Source organism: Vibrio echinoideorum (genome assembly GCF_024347455.1).
GTDB classification, from domain to species: domain Bacteria; phylum Pseudomonadota; class Gammaproteobacteria; order Enterobacterales; family Vibrionaceae; genus Vibrio; species Vibrio echinoideorum.
On sequence record NZ_AP025484.1, the window covers coordinates 13,479 to 39,779 of the forward strand.

The 26,301-nt window shown below is 44.0% G+C and carries 19 protein-coding genes and 2 pseudogenes; 12 read left to right on the plus strand and 9 right to left on the minus strand.

The features are described 5' to 3' along the window. Positions 1–53: 53 nt before the first annotated feature. The 3 genes and pseudogenes from OCV36_RS16420 to OCV36_RS16430 form a co-directional block, all read right to left on the minus strand. The gene (locus OCV36_RS16420; RefSeq protein ID WP_245300885.1) at positions 54–371 is read right to left on the minus strand and encodes a hypothetical protein; all 318 of its coding nucleotides are present in this window, start codon (positions 369–371) and stop codon (positions 54–56) included. Continuing rightward, positions 361–1,511 (minus strand): IS3 family transposase gene (locus tag OCV36_RS16425; protein ID WP_226980827.1). Its coding sequence is split into 2 segments (ribosomal slippage): positions 361–1,268 and positions 1,268–1,511, totalling 1,152 coding nucleotides; the frame shifts between segments, so codons are not numbered across the junction. The genes OCV36_RS16420 and OCV36_RS16425 overlap by 11 nt, the downstream gene beginning before the upstream one ends. 61 nt (positions 1,512–1,572) lie before the next feature. Beyond that, positions 1,573–2,079 (minus strand): annotated as a pseudogene (locus tag OCV36_RS16430) (hypothetical protein); the annotation flags it as partial. Between the two features lie 241 nt (positions 2,080–2,320). Between OCV36_RS16430 and OCV36_RS16435 the strand changes: the two are divergent. From OCV36_RS16435 to OCV36_RS16465, 7 genes are all read left to right on the plus strand, one after another. Further along, positions 2,321–5,236: an alkaline phosphatase family protein gene (locus OCV36_RS16435; protein WP_135458872.1), complete on the plus strand. Its 2,916-nt coding sequence runs from the start codon at positions 2,321–2,323 to the stop codon at positions 5,234–5,236. Between the two features lie 413 nt (positions 5,237–5,649). Continuing rightward, on the plus strand, positions 5,650–7,044 hold the full coding sequence (gene uhpT, locus OCV36_RS16440) for a hexose-6-phosphate:phosphate antiporter (RefSeq protein ID WP_017075339.1): 1,395 nt from the start codon (positions 5,650–5,652) through the stop codon (positions 7,042–7,044). Positions 7,045–7,262: 218 nt separating this feature from the next. Continuing rightward, a complete protein-coding gene (gene uhpA / locus OCV36_RS16445) occupies positions 7,263–7,871 on the plus strand; it encodes a transcriptional regulator UhpA (protein WP_135458870.1) in 609 nt (202 codons plus the stop codon). A 38-nt stretch (positions 7,872–7,909) separates the two neighbouring features. Then, a complete protein-coding gene (gene uhpB, locus OCV36_RS16450) occupies positions 7,910–9,367 on the plus strand; it encodes a signal transduction histidine-protein kinase/phosphatase UhpB (RefSeq protein ID WP_245300943.1) in 1,458 nt (485 codons plus the stop codon). Between the two features lie 8 nt (positions 9,368–9,375). Then, positions 9,376–10,716, plus strand: a complete 1,341-nt coding sequence (gene uhpC, locus OCV36_RS16455; protein WP_017075336.1) for an MFS transporter — start codon at positions 9,376–9,378, stop codon at positions 10,714–10,716. A gap of 302 nt (positions 10,717–11,018) precedes the next feature. After that, the gene (gene manA, locus OCV36_RS16460) at positions 11,019–12,224 is read left to right on the plus strand and encodes a mannose-6-phosphate isomerase, class I (protein WP_135458866.1); all 1,206 of its coding nucleotides are present in this window, start codon (positions 11,019–11,021) and stop codon (positions 12,222–12,224) included. 669 nt (positions 12,225–12,893) lie between these two features. Continuing rightward, positions 12,894–13,022, plus strand: coding sequence for a hypothetical protein (locus OCV36_RS16465; protein WP_017075334.1), 129 nt, complete (start codon positions 12,894–12,896; stop codon positions 13,020–13,022). 71 nt (positions 13,023–13,093) lie between these two features. Here OCV36_RS16465 and OCV36_RS16470 read toward each other — a convergent pair whose 3' ends face one another. From OCV36_RS16470 to OCV36_RS16495, 6 genes and pseudogenes are all read right to left on the minus strand, one after another. Beyond that, positions 13,094–13,351, minus strand: a complete 258-nt coding sequence (locus tag OCV36_RS16470; protein ID WP_135458864.1) for a YdcH family protein — start codon at positions 13,349–13,351, stop codon at positions 13,094–13,096. A 210-nt stretch (positions 13,352–13,561) separates the two neighbouring features. After that, complete coding sequence (gene trhO / locus OCV36_RS16475) at positions 13,562–14,551, minus strand: oxygen-dependent tRNA uridine(34) hydroxylase TrhO (protein ID WP_135458862.1); 990 nt, start codon at positions 14,549–14,551, stop codon at positions 13,562–13,564. Between the two features lie 327 nt (positions 14,552–14,878). Then, the gene (locus OCV36_RS16480; protein WP_135458861.1) at positions 14,879–15,793 is read right to left on the minus strand and encodes a GNAT family N-acetyltransferase; all 915 of its coding nucleotides are present in this window, start codon (positions 15,791–15,793) and stop codon (positions 14,879–14,881) included. Between the two features lie 321 nt (positions 15,794–16,114). Then, the gene (locus OCV36_RS16485) at positions 16,115–17,989 is read right to left on the minus strand and encodes an alkyl sulfatase dimerization domain-containing protein (protein ID WP_017075330.1); all 1,875 of its coding nucleotides are present in this window, start codon (positions 17,987–17,989) and stop codon (positions 16,115–16,117) included. Positions 17,990–18,094: 105 nt separating this feature from the next. Next, positions 18,095–18,998 (minus strand): annotated as a pseudogene (locus tag OCV36_RS16490) (LysR family transcriptional regulator). Between the two features lie 191 nt (positions 18,999–19,189). After that, positions 19,190–20,338 (minus strand): aminotransferase-like domain-containing protein, encoded by a 1,149-nt coding sequence (locus tag OCV36_RS16495; RefSeq protein ID WP_135458860.1) that lies wholly within the window; start codon positions 20,336–20,338, stop codon positions 19,190–19,192. A gap of 114 nt (positions 20,339–20,452) precedes the next feature. Between OCV36_RS16495 and OCV36_RS16500 the strand changes: the two genes are divergently transcribed. The 5 genes from OCV36_RS16500 to OCV36_RS16520 all read left to right on the plus strand — a co-directional run bounded on the left by OCV36_RS16500 (position 20,453) and on the right by OCV36_RS16520 (position 26,297). Next, on the plus strand, positions 20,453–21,322 hold the full coding sequence (locus OCV36_RS16500; RefSeq protein ID WP_017075327.1) for an AraC family transcriptional regulator: 870 nt from the start codon (positions 20,453–20,455) through the stop codon (positions 21,320–21,322). A gap of 246 nt (positions 21,323–21,568) precedes the next feature. After that, positions 21,569–22,882 carry an MATE family efflux transporter gene (locus tag OCV36_RS16505; RefSeq protein ID WP_135458859.1) on the plus strand — a complete coding sequence of 438 codons (1,314 nt, stop codon included), beginning with the start codon at positions 21,569–21,571 and terminating at the stop codon, positions 22,880–22,882. A gap of 214 nt (positions 22,883–23,096) precedes the next feature. Continuing rightward, a complete protein-coding gene (locus OCV36_RS16510; protein ID WP_135458858.1) occupies positions 23,097–23,855 on the plus strand; it encodes an ATP-binding cassette domain-containing protein in 759 nt (252 codons plus the stop codon). Beyond that, positions 23,852–24,703, plus strand: a complete 852-nt coding sequence (locus OCV36_RS16515; RefSeq protein WP_135458857.1) for an ABC transporter ATP-binding protein — start codon at positions 23,852–23,854, stop codon at positions 24,701–24,703. The genes OCV36_RS16510 and OCV36_RS16515 overlap by 4 nt, the downstream gene beginning before the upstream one ends. A gap of 82 nt (positions 24,704–24,785) precedes the next feature. Next, positions 24,786–26,297, plus strand: a complete 1,512-nt coding sequence (locus OCV36_RS16520; protein ID WP_135458856.1) for an ABC transporter substrate-binding protein — start codon at positions 24,786–24,788, stop codon at positions 26,295–26,297. The last annotated feature ends 4 nt before the right edge of the window (positions 26,298–26,301 follow it).

The following is a 26,301-nucleotide window of genomic DNA, read 5'->3' on the forward strand; positions in this document are numbered from 1 at the left end:
GCTGATCAAATGTGATCGCAATGGTTCGAGACTGGCTTTGTTGTTTCTATCTTCTAGTTGGCTTTATTGAAGCGGATAGATTGTAGCTTCTTCTCAGACCCATCAATGTACGCGTAGCTGTCGATAATCCATAACTTATCACTCACCATCGCTAATTCTAGGCGAACATCAGCACTGTTCACGTCTTGGTAAATGATGTCTTGAATATTGGTTGGGTAGAAGTTGTAACGATTCGCTTGTGGTTGATGTTCACCTGCGAAGTTAACCGTCACGTCTGTTGCATCGTTCATCACGTCCAGTTGGTAACCTTGTTCAACGGTATAAGAGAACTGATCTGCTCCAGTAAGACTGGACACCGCATTAAGCGACATATTGTTTTTCAAAGTTAACTGGGCTTAGATACCCAAGAGCACTGTGCCTTCTTGTTCGATTATAATCAACTTCGATGTATTCAAAGAGTGCTTGACGCATCTCTTCTCGGGTCATTATCGACTCGTATTGGACGGCTTCTACTTTCATTGAGTGGAAAAAGCTTTCAACACAAGCGTTGTCCCAGCAATTTCCCTTCCTACTCATACTTTGCTTTAGATTATGAGCTGCGATTAAGTCGCGGTAGTCTTTTGAACAATATTGGCTACCTCTATCACTATGGATAATCACTTCTTCTGGCATGCCTCTGCGGAACAATGCCATTGATAGCGCATCACAGACCAGAGTTGCGGTCATTCTGGTACTCATTGACCAACCAACTACTTGCCGTGAGTACAAGTCGATAACAACGGCTAAATACATCCAGCCTTCGCTTGTCGCTAGATAAGTGATATCTCCAGCCCATTTTTGGTTTGGTGCTGTCGCATTAAAGTCTTGCTCAAGCAAATTCGGGGCTACAGGAAGTCTATGCTTACTGTCTGTCGTACATTTGAATTTACGGGCGGCCTTCGCAACTAACCCCTGACGCCTCATGCTCGCGGCGATGGTTTTTACATCGTGTTTATTACCATTTTCTTCAAGTTCTTTTTGAATGCGCCTTGCACCATCACGCTCCTTTTTATCATCAAAGACTTCACGAACTTTGCTATCAAGCTGCTTTCGGTGTTCGTTGCGTTGGGTGACTTTATGCCGATTATCAATCCAATAATAAAACCCACTTCGAGAAACCCCAAACACCTTAGCCATACGGACAACCTTATACTGCATCAGGTGTTCGAGCATAAACTCATAGCAATCTACTTTAGATTTTTCGCGAAGTAGGTGGCGGCCTTTTTTACGATATCTAGCTCTTCAGCTTGCTCTGCCAATAATCGTTTGAGTTTGGCATTTTCAGTGGCTAGTTCCTTTTCTCTATCGCTGATTTTCGCATCTTTTTTGACGGCTTTACGCCACCCATAAATTTGAGATTCATATAGCGAAAGCTGTCGTGCGGCGGCAGCGACACCGACTTTCTCTGCTAACTTAAGCGCTTCGGCTTTAAATTCAGGAGCATGTTTAATTCGTGTTTTCTTAGTTGTCATTGTTCACCTCGTTAGTGATTGTACTCACTTAACTCAGTGTCCAAAACTTCTGGTGCGGATCAAACTGTGCAGAGAGCTCAACGCCTTGTTGGTTTTCAATATTGATGTTGGCTTGGCTGATACTCGCCAGATTGCCCATTGCTTGAAGGCTATCAATATTGCTGTTGGTATCAACATGGTTACGAATGGTCACGTTCCATTCGCCAATGAAGTTATTAAGCTCTTGCCAGTTTTGCTGTGTTGTTTCTGTATTAGCAGGGCTTACCGCTTGCGTGCCACCGGTTTGTACAATCGCATCGTTACGGCTGTCGTGACGGATGTTTTCACGGTTGTTCTGAAGGTCATTACTCGCACCCGCTACGCCGCCGGCTAACCCGCCAACCATCGCTCCTTGAACCGCTAAATCCGCTTCACCGGTCAACGCGCCAAGCGTTAAACCAAGTAACGCACCCCCCACAGCGCCTTGCTTAGTACTTGCGTTGGGATCGTCCTCACCAGGTGTCACACACCCTGCAAGTAATGGAAGACTGATAGCTGCGGTCAGCGAAGCTTTAGTAAACGAGTTCATAAGTTTGGCCTTAAAATGTGTACAAATAAAGAGCAGGAGACTTTATCAATACAATGTCAGGAGATGATTATGAACAGTGTTTTATTTGTTGCGAGGTGTTTCAAATGTTACGAGCAGAATAATATCGTGCGATGAAATCTCCAATGTTTTTATAAGCACAAATACACATATTTTTGATAATTAAAGTAAACTGGAACAATAAGTTATATTTATAAATGCATTTTGAGCTAAAGGATATTTGATGAGTTTCTCTTCCCAAGCCCGTCGCTACACCAGTTTGTTTAGTACCTTATCGTTGGTGGCTGTGTCGGCGCCGAGTATTGCCGATATCTCAACAACCCCCGTGATTGGTGGGGTGTTCAGTTCCAGCGAGGTGCTGAAAAACCAGGTGCTTTCCAGCTTAAGTTATTCTGCTAAGTTCACTCGTGATGCGGCGCTGTTTACTATTGGTGGCGTAACCTTAGATGCGTATATTCTCGCGCTTCCTCTAGATGCCAAAACGAAAGCGAGAGTCATCGCTCAGTTATCAAACCCATCTTACTCGATTCCTTTAGGCTATTTTCTCTATAGCTATTACGACCGCTATTCAGGTTTGGGAAGTGAGGATGTCTTTAAAGCGTATTTGTCGACGGTTTATGATGACAAGGCTTTAAAAGGTTTTGAACATAGTCTCTATTATGTCGGCGAAGAAGCGATCTCAGAACACCAAGAGCCTGATACTTCGACGGAAGCGACAGGGCATCATGAGGGAATTCGTATCGATGAACAGTTCATTGCCAATATGGTTGTGATCTACGATGCGCTATTCGAAATTGGTGTTTGGCAAGACATGGACACGCTTCCTGATAGTTACACCTACTTAACGAACAGCCCTGAAGATTTAGCGATTATTGCTCAGATTCAACCGATTATTGTCGATTTGATTGGCAAAGCGGGGCAGGGGATGGACGACGGTGACATGAAGTCTGCGATGCTTGCGATTGCAGAAGATGGTAAAGCAGAGAATGCAGATAAGCCGAACAATAAGGCGCAAGCGCTTACCATCACGCTCATTGATTTTGTTCGCTTAAACTTACTCAAAGCCTACCGCCAATTTGTTTATAAAGAAGAAAGAGCTGTTGCACTTGATGATTGGATGCAACAAGCGTTTAGTGACCAACCTAATACGTTAATTCAATTCTTAGAATCCCAACAAAATAAACGTTTTGCGGTTCAAGTAACCGTCGACGGTTTACAACAAGGGCTGATCGAAGGCTTGGTTGATGAGGGTTCGCCTTTCATCTCTGTCGCTTATCAGAATCATAAAAATCGAACTCAATATAAACCTCAGTTAGAAAAAGTGATTGAACCTGAGCACCAACAACAAGTGAGGTTCATGGAAACTCTGTCTGAGCAAACTTACCGTGACCCGCATTATCTTCCTTTCTTTAAAAAGCTCTATCAAGAACATCGAGACAACATAAGTCGGGTCGGTATTTCATCGACTCCGACAATCAGTGTCCGTAACCTGCCAATTATCAAGACTGGAGCGAAAGTGTCTGGCTCTGGAGGCACTGGCATTCCCAATTTCCATTTTGTCGACCGTGAGATCGACCGAGCTTATTACTTCTTTGGTAATGATGCTCTGCAACTGGATGTCCTGATGGCTAATAACAAGGTACAGACTATGTTCGATCGCCTTGATTACCTGAAAACGCTGAACTGCAATGCTCAGTACGATTGGAATGCTCACACGACTTACGATGGGCTAGTGAACTTGGGTTTGGGTGAGTCGCTGCGTGATTACGGGGAGAAACGCTGCGTTAAAGAACTTCAAGAGCGTTCTGAAGTGGAAGTTGTTCTGCGAAATAAGCGTGCAGCCTTGATCCAAGATATTGAAGCGTATCAGTCTATATCCGGCTTTGATTTCTTCACCAGATATTCGAAGAAAGCTCAGGTTAAGCAGGCAATCACTCAGTTCGCTGAACTCGATGGTAAAGGAATGCCGGACTACACCTTGGTTTACAACCCGTGGCCAGATCACTTTGCGCACTTTACAGGTCCCTTTAGTGACGAAATCTTGATGCCGACCGGAGAGTTGAACCGATTGGATTATTGGATTCGTCAAATTGAAGCAACCTATCGCAGTGCAGGCGTTTACGATAAAACGCTATGGGGCATGGCAGGGGATCACGGTTTAACGCCGGTGTTCTACGCGCTTAATCCTGAGAAACAGGTGTTTGAAGGTTTGCAAGCGGATCTAGACTACCCCATTGTTGTGAAGAAAATATCTTCAGATGAAGGCGAGGGGCCTAAAATTACCAACGCTTTAAGCTACCCGAGCTCTAAGGCTATTGATGTGGTAGTCGCTTCTACCGCTGGTGGTAACTTTATGATGGATTTCTTTAACTCGAGTCAAGGTTGGCAGGTTCAACCTGTCTATCAAGAGCTCAAGCTGTGGAGTCCAATTGCAGCGCCAGCAGGTCAGAGCATTGATGTTATTGATCAGATAGCGCGACGCTTACCTGAAAGTCTTGATTACATGGTGGTGCGAGAAAGCGAATGTGACCAACAACGGTGCGCGGTTCGTGTGATTGGCAATCGCGATTTAGAACGTGTCGATGAATTGATTACACGCGAAGGTGATAAGCTTTTCTATGAGTCGTTAGAAGCAAATCGAACGCCAGTTCTACTCAACACACAAGAGCTTAACCCCTATCTGAACTCACCTAGTGAATCTGATTTCGCGCTCTATTCTCAATTAGTTGAACAGTGTATAAACCGAGCGGTTAAGGTGGATGTCATAACGTGGTGCAGCAGTGCCGAGTGGACGTCATTAACGCAATTAACGCCTCGACCAGATTCAGTAAATCAATTGGCCAATATTTATCTAGAAGACAGAGCTGGAACGATTAACTTGTTTCCTAAAGCGGGGATTGGTTTCAATACGAAGGTTCCGGGCCGTCATGCTGGTGAAGATTATCTAGAGAAAGATGCATTCATTGGTTTTTGGGGGGCGCCAATAGGTGGTGAATCTGAGCCATTGAAGATCGAAGCGAATGGATCTTTAGCACCAACTTTGTTTGAGTATTTAACCGGTGAACCTGTGGTCGCAGGTGAAAACGGGTGGGGATTCCCATCTTTGCTGAATCAACTGGATGTGCCTAAGAACCACTAAACCTAAGTACTTATTGCTTAAGGCATCTATCGTTTAAACGGTAAACTAATAAACTAATAAACTAATAAACTAATAAAGCAGTAAAGCGAATCTAATGTGGCTTTCGTTAGCCACTTTAGATCTCCACAAATAGCACCGTGGAACAGCGATCCATTCTGCTTTGGTTAACTAATGAATACCTAAAGTAACGACTTCTCTCTAACATTCCCTCAAGACATAACACATTTTAAACAAAGTGATGATCTTCACGCTTTCATGCTTCTTGATTCTGAACTACGAATTTTTCCTAGTTATTCTAAGACCCTCTCTCATGCGGTCGCTTTTTAGACTCCTTATTATTTCATGGTCAAATTACAAAGAGTGCATGGTTGGAAACAACCGTGCAGACCTCGCAAATAAAAAGAGAGTTCACAATGTTAAAGTTCCTAGATCAGGTTAGAAAGCCGACGCTCGATCTTCCTGTCGAAACCAGAAGAAAGATGTGGTTTAAACCTTTCCTACAATCTTACTTAGTTGTATTCATTGGTTACCTGACCATGTATTTGATCCGTAAGAACTTCAATGTCGCACAAAACGACATGATTTCTACTTATGGATTATCGATGACGGATCTAGGTCTTATCGGTCTTGGCTTCTCAATTACTTACGGTATTGGTAAAACCGTTGTTTCCTATTACGCCGATGGTAAAAACACCAAGCAGTTCCTACCATTCATGTTGATCCTTTCTGGTCTAGCCATGTTGGGCTTTAGTTTCAGCTTGGGTGGCGGCAGCGCTAGCTTATTCATGATGGTAGCCTTCTACGCATTGAGTGGTTTTTTCCAAAGTACTGGTGGGCCTTCAAGTTATTCAACCATCACTAAATGGACGCCTCGCAATAAGCGTGGTTCGTATTTAGGCCTTTGGAATATGTCGCATAACGTTGGTGGCGCGGGTGCTGCTGGTGTTGCTTTGTTTGGTGCGAACTACCTATTTGATGGCAACGTTGTTGGTATGTTTGTTTTCCCATCTATCATCGCGATTGTGGTGGGCTTTATTGGGATGCGTTTTGGTAACGATTCTCCAGAAGCATACGGCTTAGGCACAGTAGAAGAGTTGTTTGACGAAGAAATCAGCGAAGAAGATACGGCTGCTGAAGAAAATCAAATGACCAAAAAAGAGATCTTTGTTGAGTACATTCTTAAAAACAAAGTGATTTGGTTGCTCTGCTTCGCGAATATCTTCTTATACATTGTTCGAATCGGTATCGATCAATGGTCTACCGTTTACGCGTATCAAGAACTAGGTTTATCAAAAGAAACAGCAATTTCAGGTTTTACTTTGTTTGAAGTCGGTGCATTAGTCGGCACATTGATGTGGGGTTATTTGTCTGATTTAGCCAATGGTCGCCGAGCTCTAGTGGCTTGTGTTTCTCTTGGTTTAATCATTGTTTCTCTTGAGTTTTACCAGAATGCAACCAGTGAGTTCATGTACCTTGCTTCTTTGTTCGTGCTTGGTTTCTTAGTGTTTGGTCCTCAGTTGCTAATTGGTGTTGCTGCTGTTGGCTTTGTACCTAAAAAAGCAATCAGTGTTGCTGATGGTGTTAAAGGGACCTTTGCTTACTTAATTGGTGATAGTTTTGCAAAACTTGGCCTAGGTATGATTGCTGACGGAACGCCTATTTTTGGCTTAACAGGCTGGGAAGGCACATTCGCAGCACTCGATACTTCAGCCGCGATTTGTATTGTTTTGTTGCTATTCGTTGCTATTGCTGAAGAGAAGAAGATTCGCCACGCTAAGAAAATGCACTTAGCGGCTCAAAACGCGTAACCGGGTTCGCGATCTTGTTCTCGCAAACCTAGCTCCACGAACATAGTTCCACACACATAGCTCCGCATGCATAATCTCGCGTGCTTTATTTGCCTAAAGTACGCGAGATCATACCAATCGCTAGTTCGATTCAGTATCATCTCTGGCATTAAACCTAATTTTATATAGCTCCTGTTGGGGCTATTTTTCTTTTCTACTCTTTCGTTCTGGTTAGTATCATGATTAATGTTGCACTTGTTGATGACCACGTCATTGTCCGCTCTGGTTTTGCTCAGTTACTTAGTCTTGAAACTGATATTACGGTCGTGGGTGAATTCAACTCTGCGGCAGAAGCGCGTCTTGGGCTGCCAAGTTGTCATCCTGATGTCGTTATCTTGGATATTTCAATGCAAGATGAAAGTGGCTTGAGTTTATTGGCGGAGATTCCATCAGGGATTGCTAGCATCATGTTGAGCGTACATGATTCTCCCGCGATGGTTGAAAAATCATTAGAGTTAGGAGCTAAAGGCTACCTCAGTAAGCGCTGTAGCCCTGATGAGTTAATCCAAGCGGTACACACGAGCGCGAATGGCGGTTGTTACCTCACTCCAGATATCGCAATAAAGCTCGCCACACCAGTTAAGAACAAAGCTTCTTTAAATCAACTGACCCGCAGAGAAAACGAAGTGTGCCAATTATTGGCGACAGGGTTAGATGTAAAATCGATTGCTGTTGAACTTGGGGTCAGTCATAAAACTGTACATGTGCACCGAGCCAATGCGATGGATAAACTTAATGTTAAAAACAACGTTGAGTTAGCCAAACTATTCACCCAAGAACAGTACTAATGCGCTCTTATCTGGCCACTTCCCTATGTGGGGTTTTTATGGCTGGCTGCGCATGGTTCTGCTTGTGGGTCATCGCATTCTATTTCATTAATGACCCTGAATTAGCCATTCTACTGTTTCCATTCTCATTGCGACTGGGTATGACGTTGCACACTCGTACTCACTACTGGCCTGCGATCTATGTTGCGGAATGGGGGCTCGCGATTGCTTTAGCCCTATTACTCGATGAGCCACAGTGGTTAACCATATTAATTGCGAGTGGATTAAGTATTCCCATTACTTTACTTGCTAAGCGGTACTACTTTGGTGACCAAAATCGTCACCTGTTAGTGATGGCGAGCTTGATCATGGTTACAGCATTGATCAACGTGGCTGTGATGAGCTCTCATGTTTCTGTTTTGTATATGGTGGGCTTAGTGAGTATCACTGGCGGGCTCATGCTCGTCCCTATGTGTTATTTGGTCTGGAATTACTTATTTCAAAACAAGTGGATCCCACTGAGCTCCCATTTAATCAATAAGGTTGTTGAGTTTAAAATACGTCACATTGCTTTATACAGTGTGTTGCTGGTGGCCAGTATTTTGATACAAACCAGTTTGCCTGATGAGCTAAGACGCTTCGCCCCATTTTGTATGGCGATACCTATCATCTTGTTGGCCGTCCGTTATGGGTGGCAAGGTGCTTTGCTAGCGACCCTGTTAAACAGTGTCGCTCTTATTGCGGCTCACAGTGGAACATCCAAACTCGAAATTACCGATTTACTTCTGTCACTTTCAGCTCAAACCATCACCGGCATATTGCTTGGTCTTGCGGTTCAGAAACAAAAAGATTTGAACTCAAAACTGCGAAGTGAACTCTCTCGAAACCAAAACCTCTCTCGTCAGTTAGTGACGGCAGAAGAATCGGTTCGCCGTGATATTGCTCGTGAGTTACATGATGAAATAGGTCAAAACATCACCGCAATTCGCACTCAAGCCAGCATTATTAAACGTGTAGATGCGGCTGAAATGAGCGTTCGCTGTGCGGGTACGATTGAATCATTGTCTTTGAATGTTTATGACACCACCAAACGCCTATTAACAAAACTAAGACCAAAAATGTTGGACGATCTTGACCTAAAAGATTCCGTTGAACAGCTTATACGGGAAATGGAGTTTTCGAATCACGGTGTTGATATCCAGTTAAACTGGCAAGGTGATTATTCATGTTTGAGTGACACGCTCAAGGTCACTATCTTCCGACTGTGCCAGGAATCCTTAAACAACGCCCATAAATATGCCAACGCGAGCGAGATTAGAATTGAACTGATTCTAGAGGAACATGTTGATCTTCAAATCTCAGATAATGGCGTTGGTTTTACAGCGCAAGATCTCCTCAAAGGAATGGGTGTACGGGGCATGCAAGAGCGTGTTCAGGCGCTTGGCGGCAAGATGAGAATCAACGCTAACGGTTCCTCTTGTGGCACCAATATTAGCGTTACATTACCAAAAGTGTGAGGACGAATATGTTTGGATTTCTGCGCTCAACAACGTCAAATAGTCATACTCTAACTGATGATGAGGTCAATCAGAGTTATCGTTACTGGCGTCTTCACATCATGTTAGGGATGTATGTTGGCTATGCTGGTTTTTACTTCACTCGTAAAACCTTCAATTATGCCGCACCGGCGATGATCACAGATCTTGGCTTAGACAAAGGCGATATAGGCCTAATTGGTACGCTCTTTTATCTCTCTTATGGCTTGTCCAAATTTATTTCGGGCACGATATCTGATCGCTCAAACCCGCGGTACTTTATGGGGTTTGGCTTAATCGCGACGGGCCTGATCAATATTGCTTTTGGCTTTTCTAGTTCTTTGGCGGCTTTTATCTCGCTTTGGGTGCTCAATGCATGGTTCCAAGGTTGGGGGTGGCCATCATGCTCTAAACTACTCACGACTTGGTATTCTCGTTCTGAAAGAGGGTTTCGCTGGGCAATTTGGAATACGGCTCATAACGTCGGCGGGGCATTAATTCCTATTCTCGTGGGCTATCTAACTCTCCAGTACAGTTGGCGTGCAGGGTTTATCTGGCCAGGCGTTATTGGCGTTTTTATTGGACTTATTGTCTGCTGGCGTTTACGTGATAAGCCCACCACCATGGGGCTTCCCACTGTGGGGAAATGGCGTAAGGATCACCTAGAGTTAGCACAAGAGAGCCATGGTCAAGGGTTAAGTTACCGAGAAATATTGAAAACTTACGTGTTCAGCAACAAGTACATTTGGTTGCTCGCCTTTAGTTATGTACTGGTTTATATCGTAAGAACAGCCGTTAACGATTGGGGGAATTTGTATCTAACCGAAGAGCACGACTACAGTTTGATCAATGCGAATGCTGCTTTGTCTCTGTTTGAAATTGGTGGTTTTGTCGGTTCACTTGTTGCGGGATGGGGATCTGATAGATTGTTTGGTGGCAACCGTGGCCCGATGAATATTTTGTTTGCCATCGGCATATTTCTTTCAGTTTCTGCATTGTGGTTGATGCCATTAACCAACTTTGTGTTTCAAGCTGCTGGATTATTTTGTGTTGGCTTCTTTGTTTTTGGCCCTCAAATGCTCATCGGCATGGCTGCAGCGGAATGTTCGCATAAAGACTCTGCCGGAGCTGCAACTGGCTTTGTTGGTTTATTTGCTTACATGGGAGCAGCGCTGTCTGGTTATCCATTAGCGCTCGTTCTTGAAACCTATGGCTGGAGTGGTTTCTTTATTACTATTTCTACGTGTGCTGCCGTTATTGGGCTTCTGCTTTTACCTTTCTTACAAGCACAATCCCCCCAGAAAAGCGCAGAAGTTCGGTCGGGTTTCTAACATTCTTTTTCTCAAATAAGATAGTTGCTATTGCTGCTTTTATTGCAAGTAAGCAACTATTTTATTTTCACTGCATCTTATTCTCACAACATCTTATTTTCAGCGTTTTTTATACGTGATATTCAAATGTGATTCTTTTCACGCTTTTCATCGATCTCACCTGTTTCTAAGAATTTTTCCTATTGCGTCTAAGACCTCATCTGATGTGAGTTCTTACCCCTCTCTGTAGTCTTTCTAATCATTCACGTTATTAGAAATCAGCTCTCTGAATTGTGTTCAAAGGGCTCACTACGGAAAACGCCATGTCACTCAGTCATCTCTCAGAACACTCATTCTTCCCAATGGTAAATACCATTCAAAACTATGCCTGGGGGAGCATTTCTTCGATACGTGAACTGTTCGGTTTTAAGAATGAGTCACAACAACCGCAAGCGGAAGTTTGGATGGGCGCTCATCCTAAAGGGTGTTCAATGGTGATGTTTGACCAGAATCCGCTGTCGTTATCTGAGCTCATTAATAAAGATAGGTCGGCATATCTGTCCGCAGACATCGCAAAAGAGTTTGGCGAATTACCGTTCTTGCTAAAAATCTTAGCGGCAGATAAAGCGTTATCCATTCAGGTCCACCCGAGTAAAAAGCAAGCAGAAGACGGTTACGCTAAGGAAGAGCTAGCTGGTATCCCTTTAACAGCAGGGCATCGCAATTACAAAGACTCGAACCACAAACCTGAATTGGTTTACGCGATCACTGAATATCAAGCGATGAACGGGTTTAGAGAATATGAAGAGATCATGGCGTTATTCAAGCAATTGAGTTCTTTCGAGCTCGCGAACTTGGTAGAAGACTTTAGCAACAACCTCACCCCACAAGGCTTAGAAGCTTTTTTCTGTGCGCTATTAACGTTGAATGATCAGAAGAAATCTAACGCATTGGATGAGTTATTGGCCTATGCAAATGCTCATTTAGATCAGGTTGAATTTGCGTTAATCATCGATCTCAATGAGCAGTACCCAAATGACGTAGGTCTGTTTTCAGTCCTGCTTTTAAATTTGATTACATTGAAGCCTGGCGAAGCCATGTACTTAAACGCAAATACCCCGCATGCCTACTTAAAAGGAACAGGGTTAGAGGTGATGGCTAATTCTGATAATGTGTTGCGTGCTGGGTTAACACCAAAACATATCGATGTGCCTGAACTGGTTAAGTGCACACGATTCGAACCAATATCGTTTAACAGTCTAATATTGCCGCCCTCTAAGGTTGGACGATGCGATAGCTATGAGATCCCCGTCAGCGACTTCAATTTCAACATCATTCAATGCCCTGAAAATGAAGCAATAACGACGGATAGCGCTGAAATACTCATGGCGATAGATAGCGATCTCACTCTTACTAATGACCAAGGTGAAAGCTTAACGTTAACCAAAGGTGAGTCAGTGTTTATCCCTGCTTATATTGGCCATTATGTTGTGAGCAGTAAGGGACGAATAGCGAGAGCTTTTAATTAGACTGCGTAGCTGTATTCGAGCAGTTCACTTTTGATTTGTTGATACGAAGACACAGTAGTTTCGTGTTTAAACGACAAAAAACCTCAACCCTTTAGGTTGAGGTTTTTTTGTGCTTGAGGAACGTAGGTGAGATGTGTTTTTTGAGTTTCTTCCTTATTTACGCTCAGATACTGACTTAGCCCTTATCCTACAACGCTTCCAATAAATTCAACTAATTAGTGGTTATATTATTGGTTTTCTTGATTTTTTTTCAAACAGAGAACTAGCGTAAGAATATTGGATCGATCTTTATCAGCGTGAGCGTTTTATTGATCTAAATCAATACTCAAAGTTGGTGGTTCTCGTTAAATACGGGAAAATAAAGAGGTTATGTAGTATCGAGTGAATACATCAAGTTGTGCTTATATTTAAGTGAGCACACAACATATGGTGTATTTTAATATTTAAATAGGAGGTAAGAATGACTATGTTTGAGATATAAAAAAGCCTACACGAGGTAGGCTTTTTTATCTGTATCACGCACGTTGTAATAAGCAAAGTTTAGAGTCTTCTCCTACAAAGTCTTAAAACTTCTGGACAACAATTATGATGACTTGTTTCAAGGCGAATTATATCAAAGTCCACGCAAAAAACAATGTGCTCCATTTATATAAATAGAGAGTACAGTTTATGATGAATAAAGTTAATGTTTTGTTAGACGTAGCTGAGAGAGTATTAGTAATTCTAGACTTCTTAGTGTCTGAAGATTTTCAATTACCGACTGCCATCATTCAGCTTTTTGCTACATTAGCAGCGTAAATTTGTGGTAAACAGCCCATTAATGGGCTGTTTATGAAACGTTTTTGAAGGCAAAGGTATTCTCACTCGACTTAAACGATTTTAAGCGCGTGATGTTGAGTAAGTTGTTTGTGTAGCGAGTCTTTTAATGCCATACGTTCAACCTTGAGGTTGTGCATACTGTCGTCATCGATTGGGCTGCCAGAGATTTCTAGCTGACGGATGTCGTAGTCGAGTTGATGGTATTTCTGCATGTCTGCTTTGAATTTTTGGTCGTCGTGGTTGAGCTGAACAATGTCTAATTTAAGATCTGGGAAATCTAAGATAAAGGCATGGTTTTCATTGAGCATTGGCACTTCCTCTCTAGTCGGATTAGATGCAGTATAGAACCTATTTCTGAAGATAAATGTGTGCCTAAACACAAAGCGAGAACAGGATCAAAAAAGGGCATTGGCGTTCCATTATGGATTTGCTAATGCCCTTTGTCGTTTCAGTAACCTTGAGTATTACTGAGCTTTTCCAAAAGTACTTTATTCAAAACTGATTTTCTTTGACTTAAGCTACTTCGCTTGCTTGCCAGAACGTTGCTGTTCTTTGTGTGCTAGCTTTTCTTTCTTACGTTGATCGATAAGGTGAGCGGCTTCGCCACCTACGTGGGTTTCGCCACGTGCATTAGAAAGCTGAACTTGCTTTTCACGTTCACGGAAGCGAGCTTTCTGCTCGTCGCTGTGCTTATCAATACATTTAGGGCAGCTTACGCCTTTCTCAAAGTGCTCAGACGCTTTGTCTTCGTCTGTAATAGGTAGACGACAAGCGTTACACACGTCGTAACCGCTCTTTTCTAGCTGGTGGTTAACTGCAACACGGCCATCAAATACGTAGCAGTCGCCTTCCCACATGCTCTCTTCTTCTGGTACTTCTTCTAGGTACTTAAGAATGCCGCCTTCAAGGTGATAAACCTCATCAAAGCCTTGCTCTTTCATGTAGGCCGTTGATTTTTCACAGCGAATACCACCCGTACAGAACATTGCAACTTTTTTGTGTTTCTTAGGGTCGAGATTTTCTTCAACGTATTGAGGGAATTCACGGAAGGTTTCTGTGTTCGGGTTTACTGCGTTTTTGAATGTGCCGATGTCTACTTCGTAGTCGTTACGAGTATCAACCAAAATCACATCTGGATCAGAAATCAGCGCATTCCATTCGTTTGGTTTTACGTAAGTGCCGACAACGTGACGAGGGTCGATGCCCTCAATACCCATGGTTACGATCTCTTTTTTGAGCTTAACCTTGGTGCGGTTGAATGGCTGTTCTTCGTTGAATGATTCTTTGTAAACAACATCTGCTAAGCGAGTATCTTGCTTGAACCATTGAAGAAGTGCATCGATAGATTCGCGCTTACCTGCAACGGTGCCGTTGATGCCTTCGCTTGCAAGAAGCAAAGTACCGCGGATTTGGTTGGCTTCTAACACTTCAGTTAGCGGCTGGCGAATTTCTTGGTAATTATCAAGTGCTACAAATTTATACAGAGCACATACAACATATTGAGACATGGTTTTTCCTTTCTGCGAGCTGGAACGTAAATCCAGAGCGGTTGCCTGTTGTTCGTTATAAATGTCGATAGAACAATGGTGTGTTGCTATTAATGTATAACGGTAGGCTTATTAAAATCAGGCGCAGTATAACCAAGGCTATGTAGGACAAAAACCAACCAAAAGTAGGGCTATTTATCATTTTGAATTGTGTGGTTTTAGGCTTGCAAAGATGCGTGCTCATTGAGTGGGATAGATAGGTAAGAGAATTGCCACATGCAGGCCTACCAAAGGGGAGTGGTTGGCAGGCTGCTAATTTATTGAATCGCTCAATCTTTTAAAACTTAGTTACAGGTGAGTAGGCAGCGTAAACTCTTGTGTTTCAGTTGCTTCATTGAGTTGGTCTCTCGTTAAGCGCATTGGCGTTACGGGCATCCCATAGAAGTCGAACTGGTCACCTATAACCTCTCCGCCGAGTCCTTTTACGATATTGACAGTCGTGTCGCGCGCTTCGATATGGATTTCGTTGATGTCTTTCAACGCTTGAACCAATGAGTAACGAGCCAATGCTTTTCCTATGCCAAGGCCGCGGAATCGGTTGTCGACAACAAAGCGCCCCCAGTGCCATTCTCCATCGCTCTCCCATGCCGCTACTGCGCCCAAAACATATTCTCCTGAACGTGCTAGCCACCATTTCTGAGGTATGTCAGGAGATAATGGAATGAGATGCTGTGGGATACTTTGTTCACCAGAAAAGGTATCTCTGATCAAACTGTCGATCTCAGTGCGATATACCGAAGTGCAAGCTTCGAGCTGAATTCTGGCTTTGTTGTGAGTGGCGTTTTTCTGAAAAGCGCTGAGTCGCAATGTTCTTAGTCCATCAATCACATTTTGGGTATCTTCTGGGCTCATCAGATCCAGCAATTGAGACAGTTCATTGTTGGCTGACTCATCGGCTTCTTCTAGCCTTTTCAATCCTTCAGCTTTGAGTGAAAAGTACTTCTGACGTTTATCCGTCTCACTTAAAGATGGTTCGATATATTGCTTTTCGACCAGAGAGTTGAGCGTTCGACTAAGGGAGGCTTTTTCTACGCTGAGTTGTATGCTGAGTTCAGAAAAGGGAGTGATTCCATTCTTACGTAGGTAGGTAAGAAGGTGGACTTGTGTCAGTGATAATCCTGAGTTGAGGCAGTTCTTATCCAATAGCCCAAGCTCGCGAACGAGATAACGTAACTCGCTTCTGATCTGCATAACCGATGACATACTCACTCCTTAAAAACATACGTTGATAGTATCAACAGTAATGTTAAATACCGCTTGATGTTAATAATGTTGATACTATCAATGAAATTGCTATGTTTTAGTCTTGATAGTTGAATTCAATACGCGGATTACCTTCAAAGTCGTCCTGATCAAACGCATTCGACGTTAATAGGATCAGTGATATGGATGCGGCAGTGATACGGTTTTCATGTTTTTCCTCTTTGATTGTTTCTGGTGCTTAAAAAGCTTTTATTTGGCGCTAAAAAAAGCGGCTCCAAATGGAGCCGCTATACCTATCAGCATTGATGGTGAATTGGCGTGTTAGTTAGGTAGAACTAGGTTGATGTCATTCGCTTTGTTATGGTCGAACAAGCTAAAGAACGTATCCACAGATTGACTGTTGCCCTCGATGGTTGCGTTACTGACATCACCAGAGGCGAAATAACCCAGAACCTCTAACTTCTTGCCGCTTAACGTTGCATCTGCGCTTGGATCTTGCTCTAGAGAGAAAACAGCAATCTCGTTACGTACCGTGTAGTTCGCGACTTCTCCGGTGTCAGATACCTTAATGTTGATAGATAATTCTTTCCCTTGAGCACGGTCTGCGTTTAGGTTTACGCGCTCGGTTTCTAAGATTTTGGTGGTTGGTAGCACCTTCACAATGGCCGGGTTAGCAAAATCCCATGCCACAGAGCGGTCTAATGTACCGTCCAATTCTGCTGCGTTAGAAATCGCATAACCTCTCCAGTAAATGTTGGTTTGAGCATAACCCCACTCACGAAGTGCTTGCGCTTTTAAGTCACGCGCTTCCATGTTGTCAGGATCTGCATTGTTCACGTGAGTCAGCACTTCTGCCGCCCAGCCGTAGTTCTTCTCGGCATACGCGTCGCGAGCAATATCGATGACTTTATCTTCGCCGCCCATCGCATCAACGTAATCTTGAGCCATGTCTTTCACGCCCGGACGAGCCAGTTTGGTTGCATCACCGTCCCACCAGCCAAGATAGCCGTTGTAAATGTTACGAACTGAGTGCGCCACTGTACCGTAGTATTCACCCAACCAAGGGTCGTTGGCTAAGTTCTCAGGCAGTACAACTTTTTCTGCTAACTCATCGCGCTTGATACCGCGGTTGATGTTGTAGATTGATTGGTCGTGTACAAATTGAATCGCATCACGGTAGTTGGTTATGCGCTCATTGATGAAGTCGTGTCCAACCCATGCTCGCATGTGAGAACCACTATAGGTATTCGATTTTTGTGCGTACTCAGATAGCGTATCAATGCCTTTGTACCACTCTTGCACATCACGATATTTGGTGCCGCGGAGTGTATACAAATTCGGGAATGTTTCGCCTTGGATCGTTTCGCTACCGTGTACGTGTTTGAATTGTGGGAAGTAGATATCGACTTCATCGTCACCCGCATCGCCGTAAGCACCAAATACTTCCATATCGATACCAGAGACGGTAATTTTCAATGGCTCATCATTACTTACCAAGACATTTGGCATGAAGAAAGAGATAGGGCCAGCTGTAAATGTTGGGCCTAGGCCGAAGTGAGCAGGGCGACCTTTTTCCCCTTTAGGTAAGTAGACACTCGCGTAAGCCGTACGTTGAGTCAGGATTTTGCCTGTTACGCCAACATCGTTCACAAGGTTAGGGATAAAGTTATCTGATGCGATGATTTTTACTTCGCCTGACTTAACCTGTTCTTCTGTTACGCCCCAACCAGCAGCACCAAAAGCGTGGTCTGGATGACGGTGGGTGTAAATTACTGCTTTAACAGGCAGTGTTGAAAATTGGTTGAATGCCTCCATTGACTCTTTAGCGGCGGTATCATTTTCACCAGGGTCAACAATGATAAGTCCATCATCACCGACTGCTACAAGGGTTGAAGCTAACTGGAAACCTGAGATTGAGTAGAGTTTTCCCGGAGCTATTTCTTGGATTTTTGGTGCCATCTGCTTTGCAAATTCAGTCATGGCTACAGGCATGTATTCAGAGCTCTCGGTGAATGCTCTGTTGTGTTCTGCGTCTTCCCAGACCACTTTTGCTAAGTGGCTTTGTACTGAGTCGTTGGTGAAGAACGTTGGATCCGAACTGCGCACTAAATTCTGGTCCATTGCGAACGCTGAGCTCGCTGTTGTTGTAAGAAGTGCGATGCATATTGACTGAGTTAAAAAGTTTGAAGCTTTCATTGGTGATTCTCTCTAAATTTACGGACTCGACCATTCGGCCCGTCGATGAGAGAGATGTTAAGGCTTAAGGTTTAATCAATCGATAGAGTGAAACTTAAACAATAATTAACTATTACTTAATTGTTTATTCCCTGTTGTGGTTTCAAGTGCATTCCTAAACCACTTATGTCCCGTATCATTATTTTGAGAATGATGCCAAGTCATGTAAATAAGGACAGGCTCGGCTTTAAACGGTAATTCAAAGATTTGATATTTTCCGCTACCTGCGACTTTGTTGGCTAATGAACGAGCATTAACACAAAGCCAGTCAGTACTTTGAGCCAAGACTAGTCCTGTTAGCCCTGATCCCGTTGTATAGGCGATTTTTCGAGTTGGTAGGCGTTCACAAGCAACAGAATTGAGAGTGTAGTTATCCATCCTTTGAGTCTGCCACAAAATATGATGTTCAAAGAAGAATTGCTCAACGGAGATACTGCCTTGAATACGTGGGTGATCGATACTCAGTGCCACCACAAGATCTTCTTGAAACAGTTTTAGATTATGGTATCCGTGTTCTTCTAATGGCACCGTAGACAAGATGATGTCGACCTTTCTTTGCCTAAGGTCAGCTTGGCGGGACTGTTCATCAATATGTTCAATATCAGCTTGTATCGTGGAGTTTGGGGCGTGCAGTTCCCGGTATTTGGTCAGGTTAGGAAATACCAAGATATCAATGTCTTTGTGACTGGATATTCGAAATGTGCGACGACTTGTTAGAGCGTTAAAGTGTTGTCGTGACTTAGCTCCGTTGATTAGCAGGCTTAGCGGCTCTTGTACTTCAGCATGAAGCTCTACTGCAAAATTGGTTGGTGAGATACCTCTACCTTCACGCACGAATAATGGATCTTTGTACTGATCTCTTAGTCGATTGACTGACGGCGGGGGCAGAGATACCTAAAGCTTCTGCTGCGACGTTAACACTACGAGCCTTCATTATAGCATCAAATGTTTTTAATAGGTTTAGATCCATAGTTTGTCGTGCGCCTTTTTATTTACTATTAAGTAATGTTTAGCAGTTTAGTCTTAAAAACGAAAGTAAGCCTTCATCATGGATGGGAAATATCAGGCACAATCGTATGTTTGTGTGTTCTTAAACAAAAAGGCCCTGCTGTAAAACTACAACAGGGCCTTGGTATTGAATCTTTCTGACTTAACCAGCGATTACGCTTGGTTAAGTACTTCCGCTAAGCGCTTTACCGCTTCGGTTAATTCTTCTGGGTTGGCGTTGGTGAAGTTCAAGCGCAGTGCTGCTTTTGCTTCGTCTGCTTTTGGATAGAATACTGGGCTTGGTACAACCGCGACACCATTCGAAAGCAGAGTTTTAGCCAGTTCAAAGGTGTCACACTCTGGGATTTCAACCCAAATGAACATCCCGCCATCTACGGCTTTTAACACACAATCTGCAGGCAGTTGTTTCTCTAGCTCTGAAAACAGCACTTCATAACGAGACTTGTACAGGGTGCGAATGTTTTCCATATGCACGCCAAAGTCTCCATGTTTTAGAAGACCAACCAGCAGTGCTTGCATGGGTACACTTGAGTGTAAGTCGGCGCCTTGTTTCACTTTGATTAGCGGCTCTAGGTAGCTGCGTTTACCTGTTACCGCACCAATACGTAAACCTGGCGATGCAATCTTAGAGAATGAACGAAGCACGATAGAGTTATCAGGGCAAAAAGAAGAAACCATTGGCAGCTCAGTACCTGTGAAGCGCAATTCGCGGTATGGCGCATCTTCAATGAATGCCACGTCGTATTTGATACACAGTTCAGCCACTTTTTGACGAGTTTCTGTTGCCCAGCACACGCCGGTTGGGTTGTGGAAATCTGGCACGGCATAGAACATTTTTGGCGCTTGCTCGGCAAAACACGTCTCTAGCTCATCTAGGTTAGGGCCAAATTCTGTTTGAGACACAGTTGCAATGTTTGCTTGAACTAAGCCAAACACTTGCATCGCACCCAAGTAGCTTGGCGCTTCCATCACAACCACATCACCCGGATCAACATAAGCACGCGCAATCAAATCCAAACCTTGCTGAGACCCTGTGCAGATCATTGCTGTGTGGGATTCTGGCAATTGGTAGCTTTGTGTTAAGTGTTCAAGCAAGGGGCCATAGCCAGCAGTCGAACCGTATTGGAAAACTTCAGGCATGTTCGCTAGGTTTTCTAACGTTGGCTTCATTAAATCGATAGGGAATGTTTTCTCGTCAGGTAATCCACCGGCCAATGAAATGACATTTGGATCGCTTGCGGCCGCGAGAATTTCTCGAATGTAAGAAGACTGAATCTGTTGCAGTGATTGTGCGATTTCCATGTGTTGTGTCTCGTCATTTTCGTTTTTATTTTATAGTTTGATATTACACGGCAATTGTAAAAAACAACGTGTCCATTTATGCTTATAAACATGTCCATTTATGCTATTTAAATCATGTCACGACAACACATATCCCGAATCAATGATGTTCTGTTCCATATTCACCAAGACATCAGCCAACCTTTGTCGGCAAAAGCGCTCTCTGAAATTGCCGCTTATTCAGAACAACACTTTCATCGCACATTCAAAAGCGTGGTTGGGGAGTCGTTGCATCAGTACATTCGACGTACTCGAATGGAGTATGCGGCGAATCAATTGATGTTTGATACCACATCGTCAGTGGTAGAAATTGCGAGCAAATGTGGCTTTCACTCGGTGTCTTCGTTCAGCCGAGCATTTAAAGCAACCTTTAATATGTCGCCGGGAGAGTGGAGAAAACATGATCTGCAGATCGCAGAAAAACCGTATCTGAAAGATCCTGAAGTCGCAGCGGGTTATCAAAAAGTCGCGCAACAGACATTGCCAGAACCCAAAATTGTAGAGGTGTCAGATCGCATGGCGGCCTATGTCCGACATACTGGATATAACCGCTCTATTCGCAATGCATGGCTGATATTGAAAGCGTGGGCGAACTCTGAACAGCGTGATTTTTCGAGTCAGTTTGGCTTGCATCACTCCAACCCTGCTTGGGTCGAAATGGATCAGTGCCGCTATGTGGCGTGTATCGCGATTGATGAGCCAATTAAGTATCGCAGCGTGGTGAATCAGATGGTGATTCCTGGTGGGTTGCATGCTGTTTTCCGACTCAACGGTCGTTATGGTGAACTGCTACCACAGATCAGTATGGTGTTAGAGAAGTGGTTGCCAACGTCAGGTTTCAAGCAGCGTTCGACGCCCGCTTATGTTCATTATCATCAGAATCACTTTCTTAACAGTGATGAAGTGTTTGAATTAGATTTCTATCTACCCGTGAGTTTTTACTGAGTCTCTATTAGCCCAACCAATGAGTTGAGTCTGTCATATGTATTGTTGTGTTTTGTTGAGTGTGGTTTTGCTTATTTGTTGTGGTGAATATGTTCGCTAAATGACTGCATGTTCTCTTATGTTGGTCATGAAATGTATCTTAGTTTTGTTGATAGTTTACTCTAAGTAAATGATGACAACGTACGGATTAAACGATAGCATTCTTTTCTAATTGCAAATAGTTCTTAATATCACTCGCTAGCCAATATGACCATTACCCACAAAGATTATCTGAAAATCGCTTTCCCCTTCATCATAGCAACGGTGACGCAGCCTCTGCTTGGCGCCGTCGACACGGCTGTTATCGGGCAACTTGGTATTGCTGAACTGATTGGTGGCGTGGCGATCGGCACCATTATCATGAATACCATCTATTGGTTGTTTGGCTTTTTCCGTGTCAGTACGACAGGGCAAAGTGCGATGGCACTGGGTAAGGGCAATCGTTCTGATCTCGCGGGCAGCTTGATGCGCCCTTTTGTGCTTTCTGGTTTGGTCGGTTTGATTTTTATCTTGATACAACCGTTCATCTGGCAAGGCGCAATGTGGGTGATAGAGCCTGAAGCGAATGTGGCGGAACATGCACATATTTACTTTGATATTCTTATTTATGGTGCGCCTTTTGTACTGCTCAATTATACCATTATTGGCTGGTTGATGGGGCAGGCGAAAGCCAAAGAAGTTCTTTACACACAAGTGTTTGGTAACGTGTTAAACATTGTATTGGATGCGGTTTTTGTACTTTATTTCGATTTGGGTGTTGCGGGCGTGGCATACGCAAGTTTGATTGCACAAATCACCACCTTTGTGATTGGCATGACGCTGGTGATGAAGACTAGCAACATTTCGGTATCTGAGTTCCTCCAAGGTTCGAAGATGACCAAGAAAGATCTATCAACAATCATCTCTTCGAATACTGACCTACTGTTACGTACAATTTGTATCTTGGTGTTCTTCAACATGATGGCGCGTACTGGCTCTCAACTCGGTACTGATGTTCTGGCTGCTAACGCAATCTTGATGCAAGTAACCTTTATTGTCAGTTATATGTTTGATGGCATTGCCAACGCATCAAGTGTGTTTGCAGGCAAAGCAGTCGGCCAGAAAAATCCTTCAATGCTTGACTGTGTGTTAAGGCTCAACTTCCAATGGACAGCCGGCTTTATTGCTGCGTTAACGTTATTGACCTTGGTATTTAAAGACAGCATTGTTTTATTGTTTACGGATATCCCAACGCTTGTTGTTCTATACCAACAGATGGCTCCGTGGCTGATTGTGTTCCCGCTGGTGGCTGGGTTTGGTTTAACGGTTTACGGTATTTTCACTGGAACGGGAACTACGCGTCCGGTGCGAAACTCAAGCATCGTTACTTTAATGGTCTTCTTAGTTGTACAGGCGTTCTCAGTCGATTTGTGGGGTAATCATGGCCTGTGGTTGGCGTTTACTTTGTTCTATTTTGGGCGTATTGCATTCTTGTATCCATTCATCGCTCAAGTTAAGCGGAAGTGCCTTCCAATGACATAAGTACTCGCAGCTAACCACCAAGCTGAGGTCATATTGAATCATTACGAAAGCGCCTGACTTTTCCTCGTAGTCAGGCGCTTTTTTGTATCTAACGGATTGTGGCCATGGGTTAATTCATCGGCAAATTTCTGCGATTCAGTTCAATGTTCGCTTTTCATCATGTCAGCTAAATGATAGAGTTGTTATGTTATAACATCCACCAATGAGTACCTGTGTGAACGCCCCACTTTTGTCTGTTGATCAGCTAACGATCAAAACTTCTTCGAGAACACTTTTCCAAGATATCCATTTCGATGTATATCGAGGTGAGCTGTTGGCGGTCATGGGCCCGTCAGGTATTGGTAAGTCGATGCTTTCGCGCGCGATTGCGGGTTTTCTGCCAGAAACCGTTGAGGTTGAAGGTTATATTTCTCTTTCTGGCGATGCCGTGTGTGGTTTGCCTATATTGCAAAGAACCGCAGCACAACGACCTGCGGTTATCTTCCAAGATGCACTTCAAGCGTTAAACCCTCTTGTTTCAATTGAAGGCCAACTCAGCCTAGCATTGACGGGGACTCGCACGAAGCTTAGATCACAAGACAAAACCAAACTCACCGAATTATTGGTTCAACTTGGTTTCCCTAATCCTGAAACCATCTTGCCGTTATACCCGAGCCAAATTTCTGGAGGGCAACGCCAACGGATTTGTATTGCGATTGGCTTGCTGAGTAACGCCGATCTTATCATCGCCGATGAGCCAACCAGCGCGTTAGACCCGGTGACAGAGCAAGAGATACTTACGCTGATTCGCGACAATGTTAAGCAGCGCCAAATCGGTGGCTTGTTGATTACTCATGATCTGCACAGTGCGTTAGCATGCGACAAGTTATTGGTGATCGATGATGGCGGAGTGGTGGCTTATGGCGAGCCAAAACACGCGCTTGAGTCGAGCTCTCACGCTTTCTGCTGTTCATTGAGAGACCTCATCGCATGAGCTCGACCTTATCATTAAATTCAGAAGTCTCGCCGCTAATGCCTGTGATTGATTTAGAAACACAAACTCCGATCGAGATTAAGTTTGAGAATGTCGGTGTTCACTATTACTCAATCCCAAGTTGGTTGGGTGGCAAGGCGTTCAAAGCGCTACAGAACATCGACCTTAATGTTGAAGACAAAAGTTTAGCCATTGTCGGACGTTCTGGTGCCGGTAAATCAACACTAATTGAGCTGCTATTTGGCCTTAAAGCCCCAACAGTTGGCCGAATCAGCTTATTTGGTCATTCACTGCCTATTCGCAATAGCAAAGCGCAAGCAACAGTGTGTCGCCTTATCCAATTGGTGCCACAAGAGCCGCACACAAGCCTCAATCCTTACTATACCGTTCGACAGATCTTAGCCGAGCCGCTAAGTAATTTAGATGTTTCTGGCAATCATGAAAGCATCATTGAAGAGACGCTGTCGGATGTTGGCTTACCAGTCAGCCTGCTGTCACTCAAGTCAAATCAGCTTTCTACAGGGCAAGCTCAACGTGTGGCGATTGCTCGGGCTCTTGTCGTTAGACCTGCTGTGTTGGTGGCCGATGAGCCAACCAGCAGCCTTGATCCGGTGAATCGTCAAAAATTGTTGGATTTACTTAATTCATTGAAAAAGAAGCGCGACATGCGAATCGTTTTGGTGACGCACGATCTAGGCGCAGCAAAAGCGCTTTGTGAAGAAATTCTGGTTCTTGATCAGGGCGAGATGGTGGAGCATGGATCGACACCTCAAGTGATGAGTATACCTGCTCATCCTGCGACTCAGTTGTTGATTCAATCTCAGCCACTTTCGAAATCTACTTGTTAACTCAACCTTATTTATTACGAAATACAGTTTATTAACGAAATACAGCTTATTAACACAACACAGCTCACAGAGAAAAATAACTATGCGTTTTAATTCAATCAAACTGGCTTGCGCGCTTGCGTTAGCTCTGCCTTTGACGGGCTGTTTTGACTCTCAACCTGAGTCGAGCGATGCCGCGGTCAAATCGGAAATTCGTGTTGCAATGATGCAGCCGCCAAGAACGGGTTTATCACCACTGTCTGATGATGCGTTCAAACTGTCGCGTTGGAGCACGGCTGAAACACTGGTTAACTTGAGCCCAACTTCCCAAGCACTGCCGATGCTGGCAACCGATTGGAAACACGTTGATCCGCTAACTTGGCAATTCACGATTCGCCAAGGTGTTAAATTCCACGATGGCTCGACATTAACGGCAAACTCTGTAGTGAATTCTCTACAAAAAGCACTTGAAGCTGCCCCTAAGCCACGCATTCTAGATGGCATAGATTTAGAAGTGAAAGCTATGGATAACTACCGAGTAGAGATCAAAACCACCTTCGATGATCCTCTTTTACCTAGCCGTTTATCAAGCCCTCAGTTAGCCATTCTTGCAGCTAGTGCATACCAAGAAGGTGGCCGTGTTATCCCAACTGGCGCAGGTACTGGCCCGTTTGAACTGACCGAAATTAACGGTCAAACAAGCGCAAAACTGAAACGATTCGATGGCTACTGGGGACAAAAAGCGCAAGTTGAATCTGTGATTGCAGAATACGTACCTAATGGGTTTGCTCGTGCTGCGGCACTAAGAACGGGCACTGCCGATATTGTAGAAGCGGTGCCTGTTTCACAAATTGCGACCATTGATCCTAATCTGCTTTACGAAGTAGCAATGCCAAGAACTAACACGCTTTATCTGAACAACAAGTCAGGCGCGTTTAGTGATATTAACCTGCGTAAGGTAGCGGCGGCAGCGGTAGACCGAGAGCAAATCGTGAATACCGTTTATGAAAATCACGCGGACATCGCGCAAGGCCTGTTAGGTCCTGCTCTTGCTTGGGCTGAGCCAATTCGACCTGAAGGTCAGGCATTAGACAAAACGCTAAAAGCGAACGGCGAAAGCATTGTTATCGGTACCTTTACTGACCGTGCAGAGCTTCCTGAGGTTGCAGCGTTACTGAAACAGCAACTTGAAGCGGCAGGTTTCAAAGTTGAGTTGGATATCCGTGAATATGCTCAGATCGAAAACGATGCGCTATCCGGCAAATTCGATGCGTTTATCCTTTCTCGTGCAACGGTTCTCGATTCGGGTGACCCGGTGGCTTACATGATGAGTGACTTCGGCTGTAAGGGTTCATTCAATCTTGGTCAATTCTGTTCTCAAGAAGTAGACCAAGCTCTGACTCATGCAGATCTACAGCCATTAGGTGAACTGCGTCAGCAAGCGATCATCGAAGCTGAGCAAAAAATCTTGAATGACTTTGCTGCTATCCCGCTGCTTCACGAACGTGTAATTCAAGGTGAAAGCGAGCGTGTAAGCAATGTAGTTCGTGACCCAAGCGAGCGTCGCTTAGTTGACCAAACTACACAGATCAAACAAGCGACACAGGCTAACTAAATAG